Annotated in this window: 20 protein-coding genes; 5 read left to right on the forward strand and 15 right to left on the reverse strand. The window is 43.9% G+C overall.

Features of this window, described 5'->3' with window-relative positions; genetic code table 11:
* Positions 1 to 47: 47 nt before the first annotated feature.
* Positions 48 to 1,796 carry an ABC transporter substrate-binding protein gene (locus tag MHI27_RS21045; RefSeq protein ID WP_405174655.1) on the reverse strand — a complete coding sequence of 583 codons (1,749 nt, stop codon included), beginning with the start codon at positions 1,794 to 1,796 and terminating at the stop codon, positions 48 to 50.
* A gap of 234 nt (positions 1,797 to 2,030) precedes the next feature.
* Positions 2,031 to 2,933, reverse strand: coding sequence for an ArsR/SmtB family transcription factor (locus tag MHI27_RS21050; protein WP_405174656.1), 903 nt, complete (start codon positions 2,931 to 2,933; stop codon positions 2,031 to 2,033).
* An 882-nt stretch (positions 2,934 to 3,815) separates the two neighbouring features.
* On the opposite strand from MHI27_RS21050, the gene MHI27_RS21055 reads away from it, so the two are divergent.
* Both MHI27_RS21055 and MHI27_RS21060 read left to right on the forward strand, forming a co-directional pair.
* A complete protein-coding gene (locus MHI27_RS21055; protein ID WP_042190028.1) occupies positions 3,816 to 4,109 on the forward strand; it encodes a GNAT family N-acetyltransferase in 294 nt (97 codons plus the stop codon).
* 83 nt (positions 4,110 to 4,192) lie between these two features.
* The gene (locus tag MHI27_RS21060) at positions 4,193 to 5,038 is read left to right on the forward strand and encodes a GNAT family N-acetyltransferase (protein ID WP_405174657.1); all 846 of its coding nucleotides are present in this window, start codon (positions 4,193 to 4,195) and stop codon (positions 5,036 to 5,038) included.
* Between the two features lie 78 nt (positions 5,039 to 5,116).
* On the opposite strand, the gene MHI27_RS21065 is transcribed toward MHI27_RS21060, so the two are convergent.
* The 4 genes from MHI27_RS21065 to MHI27_RS21080 form a co-directional block, all read right to left on the reverse strand.
* Complete coding sequence (locus MHI27_RS21065) at positions 5,117 to 5,872, reverse strand: hypothetical protein (RefSeq protein ID WP_405174658.1); 756 nt, start codon at positions 5,870 to 5,872, stop codon at positions 5,117 to 5,119.
* A 25-nt stretch (positions 5,873 to 5,897) separates the two neighbouring features.
* Positions 5,898 to 6,350: a flavodoxin gene (locus MHI27_RS21070; RefSeq protein WP_042190032.1), complete on the reverse strand. Its 453-nt coding sequence runs from the start codon at positions 6,348 to 6,350 to the stop codon at positions 5,898 to 5,900.
* Between the two features lie 169 nt (positions 6,351 to 6,519).
* Positions 6,520 to 6,885, reverse strand: a complete 366-nt coding sequence (locus MHI27_RS21075; RefSeq protein WP_076299603.1) for a VOC family protein — start codon at positions 6,883 to 6,885, stop codon at positions 6,520 to 6,522.
* Between the two features lie 92 nt (positions 6,886 to 6,977).
* On the reverse strand, positions 6,978 to 7,838 hold the full coding sequence (locus MHI27_RS21080) for a helix-turn-helix domain-containing protein (RefSeq protein ID WP_405174659.1): 861 nt from the start codon (positions 7,836 to 7,838) through the stop codon (positions 6,978 to 6,980).
* 228 nt (positions 7,839 to 8,066) lie between these two features.
* Between MHI27_RS21080 and MHI27_RS21085 the strand changes: the two genes are divergently transcribed.
* Together MHI27_RS21085 and MHI27_RS21090 are read left to right on the forward strand one after the other, a co-directional pair.
* Positions 8,067 to 8,930 carry a class I SAM-dependent methyltransferase gene (locus MHI27_RS21085; protein ID WP_042190039.1) on the forward strand — a complete coding sequence of 288 codons (864 nt, stop codon included), beginning with the start codon at positions 8,067 to 8,069 and terminating at the stop codon, positions 8,928 to 8,930.
* 3 nt (positions 8,931 to 8,933) lie between these two features.
* Entirely contained in the window at positions 8,934 to 9,680 is a 747-nt protein-coding gene (locus tag MHI27_RS21090) for an RluA family pseudouridine synthase (RefSeq protein WP_405174660.1), read from the forward strand.
* 43 nt (positions 9,681 to 9,723) lie between these two features.
* On the opposite strand, the gene MHI27_RS21095 is transcribed toward MHI27_RS21090, so the two are convergent.
* The 8 genes from MHI27_RS21095 to MHI27_RS21130 form a co-directional block, all read right to left on the reverse strand.
* Positions 9,724 to 10,155 (reverse strand): MarR family winged helix-turn-helix transcriptional regulator, encoded by a 432-nt coding sequence (locus MHI27_RS21095; RefSeq protein WP_076284605.1) that lies wholly within the window; start codon positions 10,153 to 10,155, stop codon positions 9,724 to 9,726.
* 204 nt (positions 10,156 to 10,359) lie between these two features.
* On the reverse strand, positions 10,360 to 12,801 hold the full coding sequence (gene gyrA / locus MHI27_RS21100) for a DNA gyrase subunit A (RefSeq protein WP_042190043.1): 2,442 nt from the start codon (positions 12,799 to 12,801) through the stop codon (positions 10,360 to 10,362).
* Positions 12,802 to 13,054: 253 nt separating this feature from the next.
* A complete protein-coding gene (parE, locus tag MHI27_RS21105) occupies positions 13,055 to 15,037 on the reverse strand; it encodes a DNA topoisomerase IV subunit B (RefSeq protein WP_042190046.1) in 1,983 nt (660 codons plus the stop codon).
* 167 nt (positions 15,038 to 15,204) lie between these two features.
* A complete protein-coding gene (locus MHI27_RS21110; protein WP_042190048.1) occupies positions 15,205 to 16,194 on the reverse strand; it encodes an ABC transporter permease in 990 nt (329 codons plus the stop codon).
* Positions 16,187 to 17,167 carry an ABC transporter ATP-binding protein gene (locus tag MHI27_RS21115; protein WP_076284603.1) on the reverse strand — a complete coding sequence of 327 codons (981 nt, stop codon included), beginning with the start codon at positions 17,165 to 17,167 and terminating at the stop codon, positions 16,187 to 16,189. The genes MHI27_RS21110 and MHI27_RS21115 overlap by 8 nt, the downstream gene beginning before the upstream one ends.
* A 108-nt stretch (positions 17,168 to 17,275) precedes the next feature.
* Positions 17,276 to 18,112, reverse strand: coding sequence for a GDSL-type esterase/lipase family protein (locus MHI27_RS21120; RefSeq protein ID WP_405176776.1), 837 nt, complete (start codon positions 18,110 to 18,112; stop codon positions 17,276 to 17,278).
* Positions 18,113 to 18,359: 247 nt separating this feature from the next.
* A complete protein-coding gene (locus tag MHI27_RS21125) occupies positions 18,360 to 19,115 on the reverse strand; it encodes a CAP domain-containing protein (protein ID WP_042190055.1) in 756 nt (251 codons plus the stop codon).
* A gap of 258 nt (positions 19,116 to 19,373) precedes the next feature.
* The gene (locus tag MHI27_RS21130; protein WP_405174661.1) at positions 19,374 to 21,338 is read right to left on the reverse strand and encodes a WG repeat-containing protein; all 1,965 of its coding nucleotides are present in this window, start codon (positions 21,336 to 21,338) and stop codon (positions 19,374 to 19,376) included.
* Positions 21,339 to 21,578: 240 nt separating this feature from the next.
* Between MHI27_RS21130 and MHI27_RS21135 the strand changes: the two genes are divergently transcribed.
* Positions 21,579 to 21,848 (forward strand): hypothetical protein, encoded by a 270-nt coding sequence (locus MHI27_RS21135; protein ID WP_405174662.1) that lies wholly within the window; start codon positions 21,579 to 21,581, stop codon positions 21,846 to 21,848.
* 810 nt (positions 21,849 to 22,658) lie between these two features.
* Here the strand turns inward: MHI27_RS21135 and mglC are convergent.
* Positions 22,659 to 23,666, reverse strand: coding sequence for a galactose/methyl galactoside ABC transporter permease MglC (gene mglC, locus MHI27_RS21140; RefSeq protein ID WP_339266122.1), 1,008 nt, complete (start codon positions 23,664 to 23,666; stop codon positions 22,659 to 22,661).
* Positions 23,667 to 23,677 lie beyond the last annotated feature (11 nt).

Below are 23,677 nucleotides of genomic sequence, written 5' to 3' on the forward strand. Positions count from 1 at the left end.
CCTTATGATTTGTCCCCTGCTCATCAGAGCAGGGGACACTGTTTTATTTATTTCAGGCTCCAAGTTGGCAGACTGCCAGCAAGACCGATGAACGGGCTGACCGATAGATTCTCAATACGTCCGTTATAGGCGTATACAGTCTTTTTGTAACTTGTGAAAATAATAGGCAGTTCATCATTGAAGAGCTGATACAGCTCTTTGTATACCGCTTTGCGTGCTTCAATATCAGTAGTAGCTAAGGCTTTATTGTATAGCTCCAGGAATTTCGGATTGTCATAATCCGTGATTTCTCCATCGAAGAATTGCATAAACCCGTCAGCCGGATCAGTCAACATACTAGTGGAGAAGGATACGAGGTCGTAATCCCCACCTTCTACCTTAGATACCAGAGAGTTAAAGTCTGCGAATACCTCAGGCTGGAAATCGATACCCAGTGCTTCAAAATTCTCTTTAGCTACAGCGATGAAAATATCTGTATTTTTGCTCTTGGAACCGAGGTAATGAATGGTGAGCGGTTTGCCATCTTTTTCACGGATACCACCCGCGCCTACTGTCCAGCCTGCTTCATCGAGCAATTGTTTTGCTTTTTCCGGATCATATTTGTAAGGATTAATGCCCTCCTCTGTGTAAGACCAAGAGATAGGGGATGCCGGGATATTGGCAATAGAGCCTGCACCTTGCGCTGCATCTACATAAATACTCTGACGATCCAGACCGTACACAATGGCTTGACGTACAAGCTTATCCTTGAGCTGTTCATGCTTCAGATTGACTTGCAAATAACCATAGGTGCTTGGAGTGTAAGGAATAATATTCACAAAACCGAGCGCCTTCAGCTTCTCGATATTCTCGTCTGTCGCACTAAAAGAAGCGTAGTCTACCTCACCTGTTTCTACGAACTGCCATACATCGCCTTCCGTAGTTTTATAAATGAAATGTTCCGTTTTGGGTTTACCTTTGAAATAATTCTCATTCGCCACAAAACGAACTTCTTGCCCCGGAATAAATTTTTCCAGCTTGTAAGGTCCATCTCCAAGTGGCTTCTCATGCAGCTTCTTGATGTATTCAAGATCTCCAAATTTATAGTCCTTGCCATAGTAAGCTTTCGACAGAACATTCGAGCCGAGCTGTACCAGCGCTGTTGCGTTTGGTTGCTCAAGTGTCACTGAGATCGTCTGTGGATCAATCACTTTAATCCCTTCTATTGCTGTAGAAGTACCATCTTTATAGGCTTTGCCGCCTTTAACATTTAGTGATGGAAGCTGGGAGCTACCGTCATACGATTTGTCGTATTGGATCGTCCAAGTAAAAGCCACGTCATCCGCTGTCAATGGTGAACCGTCGCTGAATTTTAGATCTTTTCTCAAGTGGAATGTGTATGTAAGCTGATCATCCGAAACATCCCAGCTCTCAGCAAGCTCCGGTGTTGGAACGCCTTTATCGTCTACAGTTACGAGAGAAGCGTATAGCAGTGAAGATACATTGCCATCATAACCACTTTGCTGAAAATACGGAGTAAAAGCTCCGCTTGGGTCCGTTAACCCTACGATAATGGTGTCTGTACGTTTCTGTGCAACTGCTGGAAGTTTGGACAAATCGGTTGCGGTAAAAGGCTCGCTTAGCGCACCCGCAAGAACAGTCTCTGCCGGAGTTGTTGCTTCCACATTGGTTGAATTGGACCCTGCAGCCGCGTTGTTACCAGACGAGGATTCGTTATTACTGTTGTTAGCGCAAGCAGAAAGTAACAGTGAACCCGTAAGCAGTAATGAAGTGATTACAATCGCATTTTTTCTCATGTACCTATCTCCCTTTTCTCTCTAATAGAATAATAACTATAATTCCTACCTGTTAAGTATGAATAACTTCTGATGTTCATTATAGAAAGGTTTTCGAGTTCTGTAAAGAGAGAACTTTAAAAAAATTCTCTATAAACAGAATCAAATGAAAATTAAGACAAATAAAAAAAGCCAAAACCCTCTCTGCATAAGAGAATTCTGACTTTTAGATCGTTATATTTTTTTGTGAAATGATTATTTTAAATAATCAAATAGCTGCTCATTCATCCGATGAATGCCTTCCAGACGCAGACTATATCCGGTGACATTCTCCCCTTCAATATAGGCATGAAGCAAACCCGCACAACGAAGATTAAAAATATGATCGTGAACAATCCCCTTCGAGATCCCCGCATGCTTAACAATTTCGGTGAATGTTTTGCGACCACCGCTAAGAGCTTGGAGAATTTTCAGGCGGCTTTTTTCACCCAGACTACGAATGGCTCTATACATAAAAGGTGAAATTTCCTCGTTCTCCATCGAAATCCAGGCCGCATAATGACAAATTGTTAGTTCACCGTAGCAATAGATGATATTAGCAGGCTGAAAATGATACTGTGGAATTAGTACAAGCTTCTTAAGCCCATCCGTAGGCATGAAATAAAATCCGTTGGTCGTTTTGTTCACAAAATCAGCAGTTTCCAGTTCATTAAGCTCCATGTTCTTCAAATCCGTATGCTGCTGTAATTTGCTTAGAATCGCAGGATTGCATTGACTAAAGTACTGGCGGTTCCATTCGGAGAGTAAAAATACTACGCGATTGCGGTAATCCTCCATATGGCTTGGAAATACCTTTACATATTTTGATAAGGTCTCATATAACTCGCCAACTGTTAACCCTTCAATCCAGTTCAGCACACTGTCTACATCATCCTTGAATGGACAACAGTAAATGAGCAGATTCAACATTTTCCATTCATTGTTTAGTTCGGTTTCCTTCAGACGGGATAATAGTTCCTCACTTAGGGTGCTTTCAATTTCAGTAACCCACGCTACCCCTAGGTCAATCTTCTTATAGGATTTTTTGCATAGATAAGTATGTAAGCTATTCAATAACTCATAAATCGATCCAAATTCAACCTCAACTTTGTATTCCACAATGATTCCTCCTGCTAGCGGTTCTTTTCAGTAGTGAGATATTCTCTTAATCTTATTGTATTATCCTGAGAATACGCAAGCTACTTTATAAACGGGAGTGTATAAAAATTCATTGACTGCTGTTTGACTACTGTTTGAATGCAGAATTTATTTGCATCTCACTTTGATTTTGAGATTGCGAGAGTCTAAAAGGGAATTGCTACTCATATGCAGCAGGACATTACAGTTCGGCTCCATCGGTGAACACATACCCTCACGAAGTTGCTATCGGGCACAGTGGACCTTATAAGCAGTATTCCCCCCAATTTGGGGTTCTATCGGACTCCATAGGCGCTATTGGCATAGAAATCGCCTAATTTGTGCTTTTTCCTAAGGAATAGTTGCAATGGAGTCCGAAACTTTACTCAAACGGCTAAAAATTTGCAAATAGCGTCATCTGAGTCCGAAAGCTCCAGTGGATGATTATGATAACAGGAATTTTGGCCACGCTGAGGTCTCAAGGATTCCATGAGTCCGGCTGTCCTGGATATTCCTGCCTCAGAGTGCTGGGAATGTCTGGGCCGGCTTGCGTATCCAGCACACTAGCTTGTCCAGAAATTCAAACCCTTCCACCTTCTCGGCTCGCCAAAAGTCACTCGATCACGTCTGCCTCCTGTCCCCATTCCGCAAAGCCAGACTACTTGCAGAACAAACATTACAAAGCAACTGCCTTGAGTAACATGAGCGCATCATTCACACCAATAATCCTAACTTCCTCGATAAATCCATCTATGGAACGCCATCAAACGTCCAGGGCGAGCAATCAATCTGCTTCGTTCCTCGCTTTTTGCAAATCGTGGTAGTAAAATATAGGCAATAACATTTTAGGAGTGAAGCCATAAGATGCAAATTCAAACTGGAACAGGACGTTTTTTTGTTGCGAATGACGGTAAGGACCTTGCCGAGATCACATACAGTTTGGATAAAGATGCTGGGGAATTGGTCATTGACCACACTCGTGTCTCTGAGGAACTGCGCGGTCAAGGTACCGGTGAAGAACTTGTACGGGCTGTTGTAGATAAGGCTCGAAATGAAAATTTGAAAATTGTTCCTGTGTGCTCCTATGCAGCTCATCAATTTGAGAAGCATCCGGAGTATAAGGACGTGCTGAGCGGGAACACAGGCGAGCGAGACTGATCTCCGTTCCCGTTTCCGTGAAGCTTTATTAACCTATTCGAACTAATACACTTAGTTCAAATACACTTTAGGAGGAAACGGGTTTGACTACTACTGATACTTTGAGAAATATAGAAGAATTACAAGAACGCTGTGAGCAATATGATGGAATTTCACTGAAATTGAATTGGGATATGCTTCGCCAGCCATCAAGCGTAGGAGATACGGAATGGCTCGTGACATATGAAGATGATTTACTCGTCGGCTTCTTAGGACTTTATGGATTTGGAAGCGATATGGAGGTCTGTGGCATGGTTCGACCAGGCTACCGCCGACGGGGCATCTTCACCTCACTGTGGAACCGAGCGCAAACTATTATCAAACGAGGCAATGTTGATACCCTACTTCTAAACGCTCCTGCTGCCTCATCATCTGGTGTAGCATTCCTTCAAACGCTACCACTAGAGTTTAATCACGCGGAATACCAAATGAAATGGGGCGGAAATTCGGTTGCTTCTTCTGAAGCAAGCTCAGCCACAGGGACTGTGATCTTACGCCCTGCTCGTGAAGACGAAGCCCCAATTCTCGTTGAGCTGGATTGTGGAGGCTTTGACATAAAGACTGAAGATGCTGCCGAACTCTATGACCTGCAGAAAAAGGAAGGCCTGCAAGAACATATTATGATCGAAATGGACGGACAACCTGTTGGTAAAATGCGGCTGTGGACCGAAGATAATGAAACCTGGATTTATGGATTTACTGTCAGCAAGAAGCTACGGGGGCTAGGTATTGGAAGAAGTGCACTTCTTCAAACGATCGAACGAGAACGTAAAAACTATAATGGAATTAATCTCGAGGTCGCTCTAGATAATCCCAATGCGCTTAAGCTATATGAAAGCTGTGGCTTTATCATTCAGAATAAACAGGATTATTACCGTTATATCGGCTAATCCATAGAATTAAAGCCTCCTGTCTAATGGGCGTTCTCGCCTGTAGAGCAGGAGGCCTTATTTTATTATTAGGAGTACTCACATGAGCCCGAAACCTCCAACATTAGCTTCGCCTCTATCATTTCTACGGTCACTACAGTTTAATGAGCCATCAGCGTGCACTTCCTGCTCCAGAAATACAGATAACAATCGAACATAATCCAAAGACTCCTTATACAGGACTGCATTTCCCTTGTAAGAGTATTTACGACCCTCTAGCAAGGAGTAGATTTCCACGGTCTCCGCAGGTTCACCGTAAGCCGCATAACAAAAGACGTTAGTCATATGCAAAAAGCCCGCAATAGTATCCTCATTGCCATTCACCATAAATTTCTGAATGTTCAGGCTTCGACCATTCTGAGTAGAATTCCAAGCTAATTGAGTAATCATCGAAAGCTCCAAGCTCAGCTCCGGGACTGGCACATACCACTGCTCGTATAGCATTACCGGAATTTCCAGTAAATGATTGGTCGAAACGATACGCATTAGTTCATCCGCTATACTCGTCTTGATATCCCAATATTGTAGTAATGAAGGAAAAGCATCCCCCCTAGGTGGCCAACGACGCTCTAACAGAAATTGTATCGGTGTCTCCCTTCGAACTTCAGGCAGCAAACTATAAAAGTCGTTAAGTGTATGCCCTACAGCATATTGAACCTGTTGGCGCCAGCGTGGGAGCCCGGTCGCTGGAGCTCCGCTTGATAAATTCTCGGCCCCTCCAAGCATAATGTGCTCCACTCGATAATCATGCAGTCGTTTATATGGAGGCGTATGTAAATTCACTTGGTTCTTCATCCAACTTCCCGCTGGCCCGCCCATCCTATGATGCCACCATACAAGCTTCGATAAATTGACGACCGAATTGACGGCAAGCTTCTTTTTCAGCAGCGTTCGGGCCATATTCAATCTTAAGACTATCCTGTAATATCACAGCTCCACGTTCCTTTAACTTCTCCACGAATAAGTCCACGGCTCCACAATAAATCGCGTAACCTGTGTCTCCACTGCCAAAAACTGCTGATTTCATAGCGGTCAAATCAAGCTCATCCATCTCCTCATAGAAATCAAGAGCTTCATCAGGTAGCTCACCATCTCCCCAAGTGTATGCTCCTAACAGGACGCCTTCATATGAATTTATCTCAACCGCGTTACATTCAGTGACCGATTTCAAAACGGCTTCACCGCCTGCTTGGCGTATTCCCTCTACAATCAATTCAGCCATTTCCTCAGTGTTTCCAGTTAGACTGGCGTATGCCACTAGCACTTTAGTCATCTTTCTGTTCCTCCCATTACTAAACATAAAATTTAAATGATGTGTGCTTCACCCTCATTCTATTTGATAATGATTATCATTGTCAAATGAATAAAATAAAAAAAACGCAAACTCCCGTTTATTCACACGGTTGATGTTTGCGTTCAATCCCTTTTTTGTTCAAAATTATTTAGTATGCTCCTTCGAGCAAGGTAATGTGATTACCATCTGGATCGCGGAAATTCATTTCTTTCCCGCCATACGCCATCGTAACCGGTGGCTGACAATCCAGTCCCTTAGCCTTTAACTGCTCGTACGTCTCATCGAGATTATCGCAGCCGAATACTAAATTAACAAAGCCAGTCGTGAGCTTTTCCCATTTCGTCTCATCCCAAATGATGATTCCAGGCTGCTTCTTGTCGAATCCAATCTTTGCGCCATCAAAATTGCCGTAGCCTTCGAACGGAATTGGAATCCCTAGCACCTCCGAATAAAATGCAGCCAACGCAGCAGTATCCTTAGTGTAGATGTTAGTACCTTCAAAAGACGAAATCATAATTTGTCCCCTTTCATTCTCATCATCATAGTACCCATTTCTTACTTGAGTTTAACAAGGCTAGCACCCTTTGTATTGCAAAATTGCGACATTTATCTGCCCGCATAGACTAAAGCCTCAAGTGGTGTTCTTCCTGCATATTTCTTGAAACTGTTTATAAAATGAGGCTGGTGGCTGAATCCATACGTAAAAATAAGATCCTGCATATTCTTCGTCTGCACAGGCAGTTGATACATTTCCCGCCATACATTCTGAAATCGCACAAGGTCAGCTGTTTTTTTAGGCGATACACCTATGTATTCTTGAAACAGTCTTTCTAGTTGACGTCTGCTTAGATTAGAGCTGGTTTCCAAATCCTCAGCTGTTACCACACCCTTTTGTTTAATTAGGGTGTAAATTGCATTCATCATCCGATCATTAGTCCGTCCACCACGCTCAAGACGCTGAAAAAGATAAGCCTCAGCTGCCGCTATCCTTTCATTCATAGAATTTGCTTGTTCCAGCAGAAATCCTAGCTCTTTTTTAAAAGTACAAAAGTATTGGTCCACATCTACAAATGCATTCAGGACATCCCGGAGATGGTCATCTGCAAAAAAATGAACGGCCCAGAAATGAAATCGGATACCAAAGGTTGAGATCATACCTTCCCCTCTGTCTGAAGGGACTTCAAAAGGAGCATCATTAATGCCGGAAAAAACGGTAGTTGTTAAGCCTGTCGATTCATTCAGATTCCAAATAATGTCCATGCATGTATCTGGAATAATTGTTTCCATTCGAGGTTCGTAACCAGATGCCTTGTCCACTACGTGGACGGATGCCTCTGTAGGAATACGCGGTGTATCAGAACCCCAGAAACAGCGAATATATGGCTGCAAAGCTTGACTGGGTAGAAATTCACTAGTTTGTGCTGGATTTGCAGTTATCGGGAAATATAGAGGCGCGAGATTGAACATAAGCTGCTATTCTCCGATCATAAATATTGTAAAGACTCTGATATCTGATCATATACAATCATTGCTTGATCTACCAGAATAATAGCTGTGAGCATGGAAATATTATACACATAATCTTCATTGGATAAAATAAGTAGAGTGTTGGCCTTGTGCGTATTTTGTTTGTAGCTATATGGTGAAATGATGTACAATAAAGGCTAAATGAATTTTTGAAGGATGGATTAAAAAATGTATATAGCTAGCGACTGGAAAGACTATGAAGTAATTGACACTGGCGGTGGAGAGAAGCTTGAACGTTGGGGTGACATTATCCTGCGCCGTCCGGATCCACAAATTATTTGGCCACTCTCCAATGAGACAGCGAAATGGCGTGATGTACACGGTCATTATCACCGTTCCTCAGCCGGTGGTGGACAATGGGAAATGAAGAAAACAATTCCGGATGATTGGAAAATTAGTTACGGAAAATTAAAATTCCATTTGCGTCCTACAAATTTTAAGCATACAGGGTTATTCCCTGAACAAGCGGCCAACTGGAGCTGGATGATGGACAAGATTGCGGCTGCTAACCGTCCGATCTCAGTACTGAATCTATTTGCTTACACTGGTGGAGCTACTGTAGCCGCCGCAAGTGCCGGCGCTTCTGTTGTTCACGTGGATGCAGCCAAAGGAATGGTGCAATGGGCAAAAGAAAATGTCCAGCTGTCCGGTCTGGGCGAGCGTCCAGTTCGCTACATCACGGATGACGTATTCAAATTCGTACAACGTGAACAACGTCGTGGTAGTAAGTATGATGCGATTATAATGGACCCGCCTTCCTATGGAAGAGGACCTGGCGGAGAAATGTGGAAGCTGGAATCCAGCTTATATCCTTTCCTTGAGAGCTGTATGCAAATAATGAGCGACAAACCTTTGTTTATGCTAATCAATTCATACACCACTGGGATTTCTCCAACTGTCCTACGTAATATGTTGTCGATGACCATGGGTAAACGTTATGGCGGGAAGCTCACCTCCGGTGAAATCGGTCTTCCGATCACTTCCTCCGGCATGAACCTGCCATGCGGTATTCTGGGACGCTGGGAGGCGTAAGCCATGACACAGCATTTATCTGGCAGCAACGAGCCGCTGGACGGAATGTCGAAGCGCTTTGAAGTGTTATACGAAGATAATCATCTTCTAGGCATAGTGAAGCCCGTGAATATTCCTGTTCAGGAGGATGCTACTGGAGATCCTGATCTGCTCAACCTGCTCAAAGAAGATGTGAAGGAACGCTTTAACAAGCCTGGCAACGTCTATATGGGGCTAGTCCACCGCCTGGATCGTCCGGTTGGGGGTGCAATGATCTTTGCCAAGACATCAAAAGCAGCCTCAAGACTATCCGAGTGTGTCAGAACTCACAGCTTTCATAAGGTGTACTTAACGGTCGTGCACGGAAAACCACCAGCATCTCATGGCCGTCTTACCAATACGCTGCTTAAAGACGCCAAGAGCAATACCGTCACTGTAGTCCGGGAAGGAACACCCGGCGGTAAGGAAGCCATTCTGGATTACACAGTACTTGGCAGCGCTGAGGGTTACAGCCTGCTCAAGATCGATTTACTTACCGGTCGTTCACATCAAATTCGAGTGCAGCTCAGTTCCATCGGCTGCCCCTTATACGGTGATCAGAAGTATGGGGCTTCGGTGAACAGACCTGGACAGCAAATTGCACTGTGGTCTGCACTTGTAGGCTTTCCCCACCCTGTTACTAAAGAAGAAGTAGAACTTATTTCCCTGCCTCCGCAAACCCATCCTTGGGATTTATGGTCCAAGGAATTACAAAAGAAGGCTATCCGTTAATGGATGGCCTTCTTTTTTTGAAATAAAGTGTTGTTGTATATATTCATGGTGTAGAACCTTCCGGTGCAGTTGTAACAACCATTTTGCCCATTAAATAGAGTAGTAGCTGTTGATTATGAGAGGATATCGGATCAAGCGCTTCTGCAAAAAAATCACTGCGGATCTTCAAACCACGTACAGTCTCCTGCGTTCCAATTTCCGTTATACTCACCCATACAATACGGCGATCCGCAGCATCTCTCTCCCGAATGATAAGCCCATTTTTCTCCATCCGATCAAGTAACATAGTAACCGCTGCAGGACTGGTCGCCAGATGTGGAGCCAGATCAGAAGGCTTCATGGCATCACGTTCCTGAAGCAGTTCAAGTACTGTGAGTTGGGCATCCGTTAGCGATGGGGCAAGATTACTGTCCATATGTAGTTTGTAATCTTTTAAAATTTTATGCCAAATTTTACTGAATTCAGAAGCGTGCACACTGATTCCTTCCTTTCCTTGCGGTTCTATCCGGTATAACTACATTTTCGCGAAACAAATTCCATTTCCTGCAAAAGAAGAAAAATAAATCTTCTAAACTGATAAGCGGGAAAATTAAAAAAAGGCACTTAGTCAGTTCTCAAGAAGAATTGACTAAGCACCTTGATAAGTTATTTTAACAAATCTGTTTATTACTAGTTTGTTTTACTTAACTGCTGGGAAAAGATTAACAATCTCATCCTTTTTCTCCACAGGAACAATCTGTTTGCCTGTAGAACGACGCTCTCCAAGTGGTGCAGATTCAGAAGAGAATGTATGATGTGCATTCTCCCGTGTAATTGCATTAAGTTCCAGCGGTTCTCTGCAATAGAAAGCCCCTGCCAATTTACTGCCATTTGGTCGTACTCGCTTGCCTTCCTTAAATTCAAAGGTTGGCATCCCTTTGCCACCGCGGCTTTGAGATGGATAATCCACTAGTAATGAACGTTTCGCATATCCGATATCGGAGATAGAAAGGATCTCACCTTCATCTTCACTGACCCAGAAGCAAGAAATCACCTCATCGCCCTCACGAAGCTGAATGCCTCTTACACCGGATGCAACACGGCCCATAGGATTAACTTCATTCTCATGGAATCTAATACTCATTCCTTCACGAGTCACAAGTACAATGTCCTTGTCATTCGTACTAGTAGCCACTGTAATGATCTCATCACCGTCTGCTACCTTACAGGCTGCTACGGCTCCAGAGCGGCTTGTAGAGTATTCCTTGAGCTCTGTACGCTTAACCTGACCTCTGCGGGTGATAAACACGAGGCTTTGCTGCGGATCATCAAGATTATTGACCGGAATCACGCTAATGATTCCATCCCCTTTAGACAATCCGATAACGTTAACAATCGCAGTACCAGGTTCTTTCCATTTAAACTCTGGAATCTGGTGAACAGGAAGTAAGAAGTACTGCCCCTTGCGCGTAAATACCAGCAGACTGTCACGGGTATTCACATCGAGCAGCTTAACGATATGATCGCCTTCTTTAACGCCTGATGTATGACGTTCCCCACCAGAGCGGGTAAAGGAAAGCATACTTGTACGCTTAATATAACCGTCAGCGGAAAGTGCTACTAACACATCCTCTGCGTTGACCAGCGCTTCAAGGCTAACCTTAAGCTCCTCAACTTCGCCTTGGATCAGCGAACGGCGATCGATCCCGTATTTGTCGCGGATCTCCAGCAATTCCTTACGGATTACAGCTACGAGCTTCTTGTCACTTTCCAAAATGCCACGCAGATGTGTAATCTTTGCCATCATTTCATCCAATTCTTTTTGGAGTGAAGTAATCTCCAAATTCGTCAGACGATACAATTGTAAGGTAAGAATAGAATCCGCTTGACGTTCACTGAACCCGAACATCCACACGAGATTGTTCTGAGCATCCTGACGGTTCTTCGATGCTTTGATGGCAGCGATGACCTCATCCAGAATATTCAGTGCCTTAACCAAGCCCTCTAAGACATGAGCACGGTCTTCTGCGCGTTCCAGATCAAATTGGGTGCGATGAGTCACTACTTCACGCTGATGCGCGATATAAGCCTCCAGGATGGCTTTAAGACCAAGCTGTTGCGGAGCCTTGTTGACAATCGCCACCATATTGAAGTTATAGGTGATTTGTAGATCGGTTTTTTTGAGCAGATACGCCAAAACGCCTTGGGCATCCGCTTCTTTCTTGAGTTCAACTACAATCCGAAGTCCTTCTCGTCCACTCTCATCACGAACTTCAGCAATGCCATCGATTTTCTTCTCTAATCGAATATTCTCCATGGAGGTAACTAGTCGTGATTTTACAATTTGGAATGGAACTTCCGTAATCACGATTTGTTGCTTGCCTCCACGCATATTTTCAATCTCAGTCTTGGAGCGTAAATAAATACGGCCTTTACCAGTGCGGTAAGCATCCATGATGCCGTCTCCGCCCATAATAGTGCCGCCTGTAGGGAAATCCGGACCTTTCATAAAGGTCATGATATCTTCAAGTTCAATATCCGGCTTCTGCATCACTGCGATACAAGCATCAATAACCTCACGTAGGTTATGTGGCGGAATCTCAGTGGCAAAGCCTGCGGAAATCCCACTCGTGCCGTTTACGAGTAGATTCGGATACCGGGAAGGAACAACCACAGGCTCTTTGGCTGTATTGTCAAAGTTGTCCTTAAACAGCACCGTCCGCTTCTCGATATCACGCATCATCTCCATTGCAATCGGAGATAAGCGTGCTTCTGTATAACGCATTGCCGCAGCTGGGTCATCGTCCATCGAGCCCCAGTTGCCATGACCGTCAACAAGAACATGCCCCATCTTCCATGGCTGTGCCATACGAACCATACCGTCGTAAATCGAGGAGTCACCATGTGGATGGTAATTACCCATTACATCCCCGACGGTTTTGGCCGACTTACGGTACGGCTTGTCAGGCGTGTTGCCAGAATCGTACATCGCATAAAGAATACGGCGTTGTACAGGCTTAAGTCCATCGCGGACATCGGGAATCGCCCGGTCCTGAATAATATATTTGGAATACCGACCAAAGCGGTCACCGACGACCTCTTCCAGAAAAGCCGGCAAAAATTGTTCTGATAAACTACTCACTTGGCTCACCTTCTGTTCCTCAAACTGCCCGTTTTAAAATAGTGTGGTAATTCTCATGAACACTCCAGGGATTTTTGGACTTCCGGCCGCTGTTGTCTCCAGATTTCTTTGATTACACCGCTAATGCGGATAAAATCCGGAGACAAAGGCGGGCGCTATCGCTCCTACAGTTCCAAAATTCCCCAACGTTCCAAGAATCACCAAGCTTTTTGAAAATCGGGATTATCGTCACTTGCAGCACTACTAACTGCAACTACTCTACAATTTCAGTGAAATCGACATTCTCAACAATCCAGCGTTTACGTGGATCGACTTTATCACCCATCAGTGTAGAAACACGACGCTCAGCCTTAGCAGCATCCTCAATCTGCACCTGAAGCAGTGTACGCGATTCTGGATTCATCGTTGTTTCCCACAGCTGATCAGGGTTCATCTCACCCAATCCTTTATAACGCTGAAGCTCGAAGTTTTTGCCGAATTCCTTTAAGTAATTTTGCAATTCTTCATCACTCCATGCATACCTTACGGTTTCCAGCTTGCCCGTTTTGCGGGTCAGCTTATAAAGCGGAGGCTGAGCAATAAAAACCTTTCCGGCATCTATTAACGGCTTCATATAACGATAGAAAAATGTCAGCAGCAGCACCTGAATATGCGCTCCATCTGTATCCGCATCGGTCATAATGATAATTTTGGAATAATTGCTGTCTTCGACGGTAAAATCCGGACCAATTCCTGCACCAATCGTGGAAATGATCGCTTTATATTCATCGTTCTTCAGGATATCCAGCAGCTTGGCTTTTTCCGGATTCATCGGTTTCCCTTTTAGCGGCAAGATCGCCTGAATCTTTGAATCACGGCCTTGCTTCGCTGAGCCACCAGCTGAATCACCTTCTACGATAAACAGCTCAGTTCGTGTAACGTCCTTAGACTGCGCAGGTGATAATTTTCCGCCAAGATTCGAGCTCTCGCTACGTTTCTTACCTGTACGGATCTCATCGCGGGCTTTGCGAGCTGCTTCCCGAGCCTTCGAGGCCTGAATTGATTTTTTCAGAAGGCTCTGTGCTACCTGTGGGTTTTCTTCCAGGAAACGAGCCATATTCTCAGATACGATATAGTCTACTGCACTACGAGCAGAAGCACTACCAAGCTGATCCTTCGTCTGTCCAACAAATTCAACCTCGGACATTTTGACACTAATGACAGCCATCATACCTTCGCGCAAATCATTTCCTTCTAAATTCTTATCCTTTTCTTTAAGCAGCTGTGTACGTCGGGCATAATCATTCAACACACGAGTATACGCGGTCTTAAAGCCTGTCTCATGAGTACCGCCGCTACGAGTAGGAATGGAGTTAACGAAGGAAGCCAAGGTTTCTGTATAGCCTCCATTGTACTGAAGGGCTACTTCCACTTCGATATCGTCCTTTTCAGCGCTGAAGTGAATAACATCATGTAGAACATCCTTGCCCTCATTCAAGAACTGTACGAATTGGCTTGCTCCACCCTCGTAAAAGAACTCGTCCTGACGATTGCTCCGCTCATCATGCAGCGTAATACGCAGACCGGAATTCAGAAAAGCAATCTCCTGTACTCGCTCTGCCAGCGTATCATAATTCAGGGCAATTCCATTTGGAAAGACGCGAATATCCGGTTTAAAAGTAATTTTCGAACCGGTTTTGTTGGTGTTGCCCAGAATTTCAAGGCCCGTTACTGGTTCGCCAACATGCTCTTTCCCCTTCTTGTCCACCCAATATTCAAAACGTTGACGATGGATTTTGCCTTCACGATAAATCTCTACTTCAAGCCATTCAGACAAAGCATTCGTTACTGAAGCCCCTACGCCATGCAAACCGCCTGATTTCTTGTAACCAGATCCACCGAATTTACCGCCTGCATGCAAAATTGTAAATACAACTTGCGGCGTTGGCACTCCTGTCTTATGCATTCCAGTTGGAATCCCACGACCGTTGTCCGTCACCGTTACTGAGCCATCTTTGCGAAGTAGTAAGTCAATCTTCGTACAATACTTGGCTAAATGCTCATCCACAGCATTATCTACAATTTCCCATACTAGATGATGTAGTCCCGAAGAACTTGTACTGCCGATATACATGCCAGGTCGTTTGCGTACTGCAACCAGACCTTCGAGCACTTGAATGTCGTCAGCATCGTATCCAGTACGGCTATTCTCGCCGTTATTAGAAACTTCAGCAAACATATCGATCTGTTCGAGCATTCATGCTCCTCCTTCTTTTCTCTATACTCAAGCATTAACGCCTTCGGCGTCCTTATAAAGACGGTAAGCCTTTAAGCGAGAAATATAAGACATACAGTATAAGTGAAAACTTATACTTTCTTATATCTCTAGAAATGCAAACAAACGTTTTCGTCACTTTGTACATTCTAATTCAAAATATCCCTTTTCGTAAAGACGGCGAATGAAATGATCACCGAAGCAGCCCCCCATACAGCCAGTACAGCCATGGAAAATGACAAGGACATCCCCTCTATGGGTGCGGGAGTTCCTGACAAATAACCGGTCAGTCCAAGATTTACCATAAATAAATATTTCGCTGTTGTCCAGGCTGAAGCCATATTAGTCAGAATATTTCCAGCGATCAGCGCTGCCATCATGACCACTATACTAGCAGCAGTGCTCCTTACAAGTACAGAGATCATAAAAGCAAGCAGGGCAACTACGACACTTACGAACCAGACCAATCCACCTTGCATAAGCATATATTTCCACTGTGGTACTGCATGCACAGTAGACATATCCACCGAGTCTCCACTGATCTTAAAGCCTGTAAAGACAGGGATATTAAAGCCCTTATATCCAAAAGCAAGACCAGAGATAAGGTAGCTGATCACAAAGGTGGAGAGCACAATAAGCGAGACAAACATAAGCAGAGCCGCTAATTTGCTAAACAAAACTTTCCAACGCTTAACTGGCCTTGTCAGCAGCATTTTGATCGTCCCTGTAGTTCGCTCCGCAGAAACTAGATCCGAGGCTACCGCCATAATGAGTAGCGGAATAAATAAAGTAACGGAATTATCCATAAACTCACGGGTAAAGGTAACGCCACTTGGCTCGTTCGGATTCACATCGTGGTGAAGGTAGTACTGAAGCTGCTGTACAAATATTCGCCGATAAGTCTTCCATTCCTCTGGAATTCGGTCGCTACCCAAAGAATTTTGATTATCAATGATCTGCTGCTGGATCTCCAGGCGCCAATCGGAGTTGAATTTATCTCGGCTACGCTCAGCTGAGCGCATTTGAGCGTAGGTGAACATAGGCACCAGTACAATCAGAATCAGCAGTATAACATAAAACCGTTTCTTTTTTATGATTTTTAAACATTCATTACGGATTAGCGGAAGCATATTATTCAACGTTCTCACCCTCCGTTAGTTTCAAGAATAGCTGTTCCAGTGTCGGATTGATTTTATGCACAGCCCTAACTTCGATTTCAGCAGTCACCATAACAGCCACAATCTCGGGGATCAAATCCTGCTCCATAATTGTGATTAAAGAATTCGGGCCCATACCTGCAATTATTGAATCATCCAAGGTAACGTCTTCCAGATTCTGAATCTGAATATCCGGGCGATCAGCCAGTAATCCCTTAGCAACAGCAAAAGGCTCCAGCTCCCAAAGTACATACGGAGAATTTCGAGCGATCAGCTCATCAACCGCACCCACTGCAAGTACTCGCCCTTTACTAATAATTGCAACACGGTCGCAGAGAAGCTGGATTTCACTAAGTAAATGACTCGATACAAATACCGCTAAACCCTCATCTGCTAGTTTGCGTATAAATTCTCGCAGCTCCTTAATTCCCTTTGGATCTAAGCCATTTGTAGGCTCGTCCAGAATAAGCAGACGCGGACGTCCCAGAAGAGCCTGCGCTATACCAAGTCGTTGTCTCATCCCAAGCGAATATGTACTTACCTTATCATGGATTCGTTGATCCAACCGAACGATATCTACAACTTCACTAATACGTGCATTATCTATACCTGGCTGCATTCGGGCAAAATGCTGTAAATTCTCCCATCCCGTCAAATAAGTATATACCTCAGGATTCTCAACGATAGAGCCGACAAATTGCAACGCTTTTTCCGGATTTCGGTTCACATTGTAACCACATACCGTAATCTTGCCCTCGCTTGGACGAATCAAATCGACAAGCATTCGAATCGTAGTTGTCTTCCCAGCTCCATTGGGTCCGAGGAAGCCAAAGATTTCTCCTTCTCTCACATCAAACGTAACATCATCTATAATCCACTTTCGCCCTATTTTTTTCCGTACCCCGTCTACAGACAAGACGACCGGGCTGGATTCTCCACTGTTCGCTTTTGTCATATTCTCCTTAGCTCCTTGTTACTGTCATTTCCTCGGCTAGTACTTGCTCAAAGGATATTTTATCTAATACAAATCATCATTCTTAGAAAGCTGGCTCTCACTTCTGTTCTAGTGTATAGCCTGAATGAATCGCTCTCCAATTCGTTGATAGCCATCCCCATTCGGATGAAAATGATCCGTTGATAAGTATTTGCCCAAATGCTTGTTAAACAAGTCGAAGGTTGGAACCAATGTCATATTGCTGTGCTTATTAATAATATCCATTGCTGCATTATTCCACTTCGCAACCGCCTGATTACCTGGTACAAGTAGATCTGGTATATCACCAAAGGGATTGTATAACCCCATATAATAAATTTGAGCGTTTGGATTGATTTCCGTGATTTTCTCCAGAATCTTACCTAATCTTTCTACTGCTTCCGGAAGGGCTGCTAGCAAAGACTCTGGAGTCAGCTCTTGATCAGTCGTGGATTCACTTTGAAGTGCGCCACTATTCTGCAAAATATTGGAGTCCTTGAATAAATCATTCCCTCCGATCGAGAGCAGAATGACATTCGCCATATGCAGCGCGTAATCTATACCATCTTCATCCAGCTTGCTTTGCAGTCCAGCAGTTGTTAAACCATTAATTCCCATATTACCCAGTAAATCAACTTCGACACCTTTAGCGGATAAACCACTAACCGTACGCTTAACAAATCCTTCTCCGGTGTTATCACCAGTTCCCTTGGCTAGCGAATCTCCGAGAGCAACAACTTTGAGCTTCTTAACCGTCTCCGTCACTGGAGCGGCTGTTTGCTGAGGTAAGTTGGTCCCTGACGCTTCTCCAACCGGATAGATGATGTCTCTGACCGCATAAACTAAACCTACAATTAGAATTATTGTTGTTACTATGGAAATCAGGCTGACCGTGCGCCATGTCCACTTTGAATCATTCAAAGCCATCCCTCCGTGTGCCGTTCTATTATGTATTGTTCCACATTTTACAAAGATCTTAACTATGTACATAAACATAAATCTTCCATACCGGTTTTGCAAATGTCTAAAATAGAAATAAATCCAGCTAATCCGCTTATTTAACCCGAATCTGAATACGAAAATTCTCAAAAAAATTTAGCGATTAAAGTTTTGGTACAAAAAAACGTTCCCCGATTTTCATCGGAGAACGTTTGATTCCAGCAACTTTTTTCAATTATTTACCAATAAATTCTTGAACCCAATAGTTATTGTCATACCCTACACCGATATAATTGAAGTTAGCATTCAAAATATTAGCCTTGTGACCAGGACTATTCATCCATGCTTTCATTACTTCTTCTGGTGTTTTTTGACCCATGGCGATGTTCTCGCCTGCAGCGTTATAAGTGATCCCAAAGGATTTCATCATATCGAATGGTGAACCATACGTAGGTGAAGTATGTGAAAAATAGTTATTAGTACGCATATCCGTAGCTTTTGTAGCTGCTACTTTATGAAGGCTGTCCAACCCAGAAACAGGCTTCAAACCAGCTGCTGCACGCTCTTTATTTACCAGCGTTACGATCTGTTGAACATAAGTTCCTTTATTGCTCGCAGCACCTGTAGTAGGTGTAGTTTCTGTAGGTTTAGTTACAGGTTTAGTTACAGTAGTCGTATCCGAAGGCTTAGTTACAGGCTTGGTTACAGTAGTTGTATCCGAAGGCTTAGTAACCGGAGTTCCGGTAGATGTATCTTTATTTGGAACCGTTCCTGTTTGAGGCTTGGACACCACGATTGTGCTATTAAAAATAGGGAATCCCTGTAGGTTAGCTTGTTTTAAATATTGTAAAACTTGCTCATAGCTAGTACCTGATTTAATTACTGTTACCTCAGTTGAGGCCGCATTCGCTTCGAGTGGAAGAGAAATACTAAGTGCCATAACAGCTGCTACACTACCACCAATAATTGCTCTTAATCTCTTGTTCTTCATTCTGCCATCTCCTCTTTCTTGTGTGTACTATATGCTTCTGCTTAGAGTGACCAGCTACAAATGTTACAAAGTTGTAATTTGTTCCTCAGTCATTGTAGCATAAATCTATCAGCTGTGCTCTTCTAATTTTTAACATTTACTAGTCTTGATTGTAAGTTTCCTGAGCATGAATTGCATTCGATATTGGCGTTAAAAAGCAAAAAAAGTCGCCATTCTCGAGAGAATAGCAACTTCTATGTGCTAAAAGATAAAAAGTAACTAGTGAAACGACTGCCAAAATTCTCCCTCAGTAGAGATAAGTCCCATAATTTCTGCATAAGGAATACGGAAAGTAGGAAAACCCGCAGAATAAGGAGCAATCTCATAAGGTGCGAAATAAAGATATAACGCTTCATTATCTACAAAGAAAGGCTGATCTGAGGTAATTCCTTTATACGTATCCGGAAAAACATAGGAGTACTCAGGATCATTCTCAATCTGCTTACCTACGATTTTACTGAGCTTCTCCACGTATCTACTTCCTGGCTTGAACAAATCACCTAGCTTATAGAACCTTCCGTTACGTACGTTAGTATGTGTAAAGATTTTGGTAGGCATGCCGTGGGCTGCTCCAAAAGGATAACGGTAACCCGTTAACTCCAGCACTAAAAGGTTTTTGCGGAAAAAGGACACTGAAAAATCACCATTATAACTGAAATCCTGTGCTGCTCCATTACTACCTGGGTCTTCGACTAGCGAAAGCTTCCGTAATTTATCATTAACCTCTCTAGAAACTTCCGCGCTTGCAATTCCTTCAACAACCGGATAGTAAACCAGATAATCCCTGTTCGGTTTGTACTTCTTCTCGACTACGGAATATGGAGGTCTCAGTGGGATGACTCCATTTTGCCTCCAAATCTGCTTCCCTTGACGATCATAATATGCTGTACGTTGATCTATATCTGCTCTAATTAAGCGTCCACTGAGGGTAAGTGTTCCCGTCCCTTGAATAACTGGAGGCTGAGCTGCTCTTTTTCCAGTTCGATCTATAAAAAAAGTCTCCTTAGCATCATATACAGATGCCAGTCCGTCCTGATAATTATTCACACCAAGCAGGGTATGATTGCTCAGAATTGCTCCTGTCTCTGCATCAGCGATAATGTAACGTGAGCCTCGATAAGGTTGACTAGGGAATATTGGTGTTCCTATAGCTGCTCTACCTTCACCAAGCTGCAGGACTTCATAATATTTCGCGGGGATAATCATTTTTCCTTGTTTATCAATCAGCCCGTAGGCGTTGCCATAGTTCTCAGCGGTATTCACCACTGCACGCCCCTCAGAGAAAGGTAAGGCAGAAGTAAATTGTGGCTGAATAGCTACTGTTCCATCCGTGTTTAAATAGCCGTACTTACCGTTCTCAGTCTCTTGATAGGAGAGCAGCCCATCACCCGGACTCCCTACGAATGGATGATTGTACGTATAGAGAATCTTCCCTTCAGGATCAATGAGTGCGTACTCCCCCTCTTTAATCTTGACTAAAGCCACACCATTCATGAAATCATTGGCGTCCACATAAATTGCAGGCAAAACCTCTTTGCCTTGCGCATCTACATACCCATATAGTGATGGACCACCCGTTGTATTTTGTTTCGAAAATAATGCAAGTCCCTCATGCAATGAGTTTAGATAATCATAACGGGCTGGAGTCACCTCTTTACCTTTTTCATCGATAAATGTGTACCCTTTCGCATCTGATACTACTGCGCGTCCTTCCGAAAAAGGGGCAATAAACGAGTAAATGGGCTTCACCCGCTCCCTTCCAGAGCTGTCGATCAGTCCGCTACTGTTTTTTCGTTGTACAATTGCTAGCCCGTTCTTCTGAAAATCCTCAGCATATTCGTATCTAGGTTCAATCTGAGCACGACCTTCGTCGTTAATATATCCCCAGAGCATACCCTCTTTAAGATTAAAAGGCGCCGGATGTAGCCCAGTATTCCTTAATTCATCATCAACCCACTCCGGTAATACATACGGCGTCTCATAAGGCTTATTTGAGTAGTCTACACGATATAATCCCGCCTCTGCCGGGATCGTAACGAACAGCTCCTCTTCTGTGCGTATGAAATCTTCTTCTTGCTGCGTGATATATTCGTTCCAGCCAATGCCGTCCCATCTCCATACATCCGCTTGCAATGGACCATTGTCATTCCCTTTCCCCAGCTCATTCAATCTAATCCTTAACATCGAGTCGCTCCCCTTTAACAAAGGCATTTGCCTATAGAATATGGGAGAATGTTGGTTTATGTGATTTTGATCTTTGAGGTGTGGGAGAAGGGTTAGGGTGTGTAATAGGTGTTGCGTGAGGGAGAACGTGACGGCGAGACTGAAAGCTGTGCAAGTGGTGAGGTGGGGCTTGCGTGAGCGGACACTAACGGGCGGAGGGACTGGGATGGAGCACGCCTGGAGCGAGGAGTAACGTAGGATGTGCAGAGTAAGTATGTGGGTGGGTTTGATTTTTTGCGAGATGTGTTGAGTGAGCACGGAAGTGCGATTGATGTGATGATGCGGTATGTGCTGAGCAGTCGCTCCACGAACGGAATGTTACTCCCATCGCTGCTGTCTCCAAATTTCTTGATTTGCACCTCAGTTTCGGATGAAATTCGGAAACAAAGGCGAACGCTACCGCTTGTACGCAATCATTCCGTTCTCTCTGCTGCTATCAGCGTGTTTCGTCAACACTATCTCACTATGTAGCTCGTTTCTATCGATTCAAGGTAGTTACACCTCCTGTTCTTTCACAGTAGCTCGTTTCGGTATTTCTGGGGCATTTATACCCCTTATTCTTCCACTATGGCACTTTTCCGCTATTTTTGGGGTATTTATGCCCTTGTTTCTTCCACTTTGGCTCTTTTCCGCTATTTCTGGGGTTTTAATGCCCTTGTTTCTTCATGCATCCGCTTCAAATAACTCAACTCCGCCGATTCTACAGGATTATTACCGTTCTTTTACCACCTGTAGCTCAATTCAGCCGATTCTACGGGATTTTTACCGTTCATTTGCCACATTTCAAACAAAAACGAGTGAAGTGTCTGCATCTAATATAAGTTGGTCTTAGACGTGGCTAAATCGCTATAGGGTTACTGGCGGCAGTAGGAGAAGGTGTTCGCACGATATTGTTGTAGCGGTATTGGATGTAGCAATGTTGGTTGTGACGGTGTTAGTTGTATCAGTGTTTTTGCGGCAGTTTTAGTTATAACAGTTTTAGTTATAGCAGTTTTGGTTGTCGCAATTTTATTTGTGACAGTGTTAGTTGTTTGTTTTACCTGCTACTTTTTCGAAGCGAAGCCATCGAAAAAGGCATGCCAAAAAGCGTTTGCGATAACTAGCAAACGCTTCTTCTGCCCTGCCCCAGCGAGGTGATATAGGTAGCGGAGCTAACGCGGTATCAATCAAGGAATCTGAGAACAACAGTGATCAGAAGCCCAATATTCCCCGGAGCTAACCCTTAATCACTACGCCTAAATCTCTAATTCTCTATCACGTTACTCCCTAATCACCACGGTACTACTTCTTCGAAGAGTACTTCCGCATATCAAATGCGACAGCGGCTATAATAATCAAACCTTTGATAATCAACTGATAGTACGGGCTAATACCGATAAAGGTCAGACCGTAGTTAATGAGAGTAAAGATGATAACCCCCACTAGAACACCCGGCACAGTACCGATACCCCCGGTTGTAGATACACCACCAACTACACAAGCTGCAATGGCATCAAGCTCATACATGTTACCGTAGTTATTAGTTGCTCCACCTGTTCTAGCAGCTTCCAGAACACCCGCCAGACCATAAAGCGCACCAGCAATAGCGTAGATGTAAATCAGGTTTTTGGAAACATCGATACCGGATACTTTAGCTGCCTGCATATTTCCGCCAATAGCATACATATTCTTACCCAGCTTGGTTTTATTGAATACCACCCACACAATGGCAGCGACACCCAAGGCTATCAGCACGATATACGGGATTGAATATTGGCCGCTCCCGATGAAGCCCGAGCCGATCTTGGTGAAATCAGGACGCAGACCGCCGATTGGCTGGGATTGGTTCGGGTCCATATCAAAGTACAGGGAGTTCAGCCCGTACACGATTAGCATTGTACCCAAGGTAGCGATAAATGGCGGAACATGAAGCTTGGAAACGACAATACCATTTATAAGTCCACAGAGAAGACCAGCAACGATAGCAATTAGGATTGGGAGCCATACTTCCACTTGCGGAAGATCTGGAAAAAAACGACGGGAATAGTCTGGGATTTGCAGCATCGAAGCGGAGATAACTGCCGTAAAACCAACCACCCGTCCAGCGGACAAGTCAGTACCTGCCGTAATAAGGATAAAGGCAACCCCAAGTGCGATGATAACGCGTGTAGACGACTGAATCAGTACGTCACGTAGGGTGTTGATGGACATAAAGTTTGGATCATATATGATGATCCCCATAATCAGCAGTACCAGCACGATGTAAATTGCGTTTTGAGTCACAAAGGATTGAGCTTTTTTAACGTTCATTAGTAGTGATC

The sequence above is a fragment of the Paenibacillus sp. FSL H8-0261 genome, from assembly GCF_045040645.1.
GTDB lineage: Bacteria > Bacillota > Bacilli > Paenibacillales > Paenibacillaceae > Paenibacillus_AQ.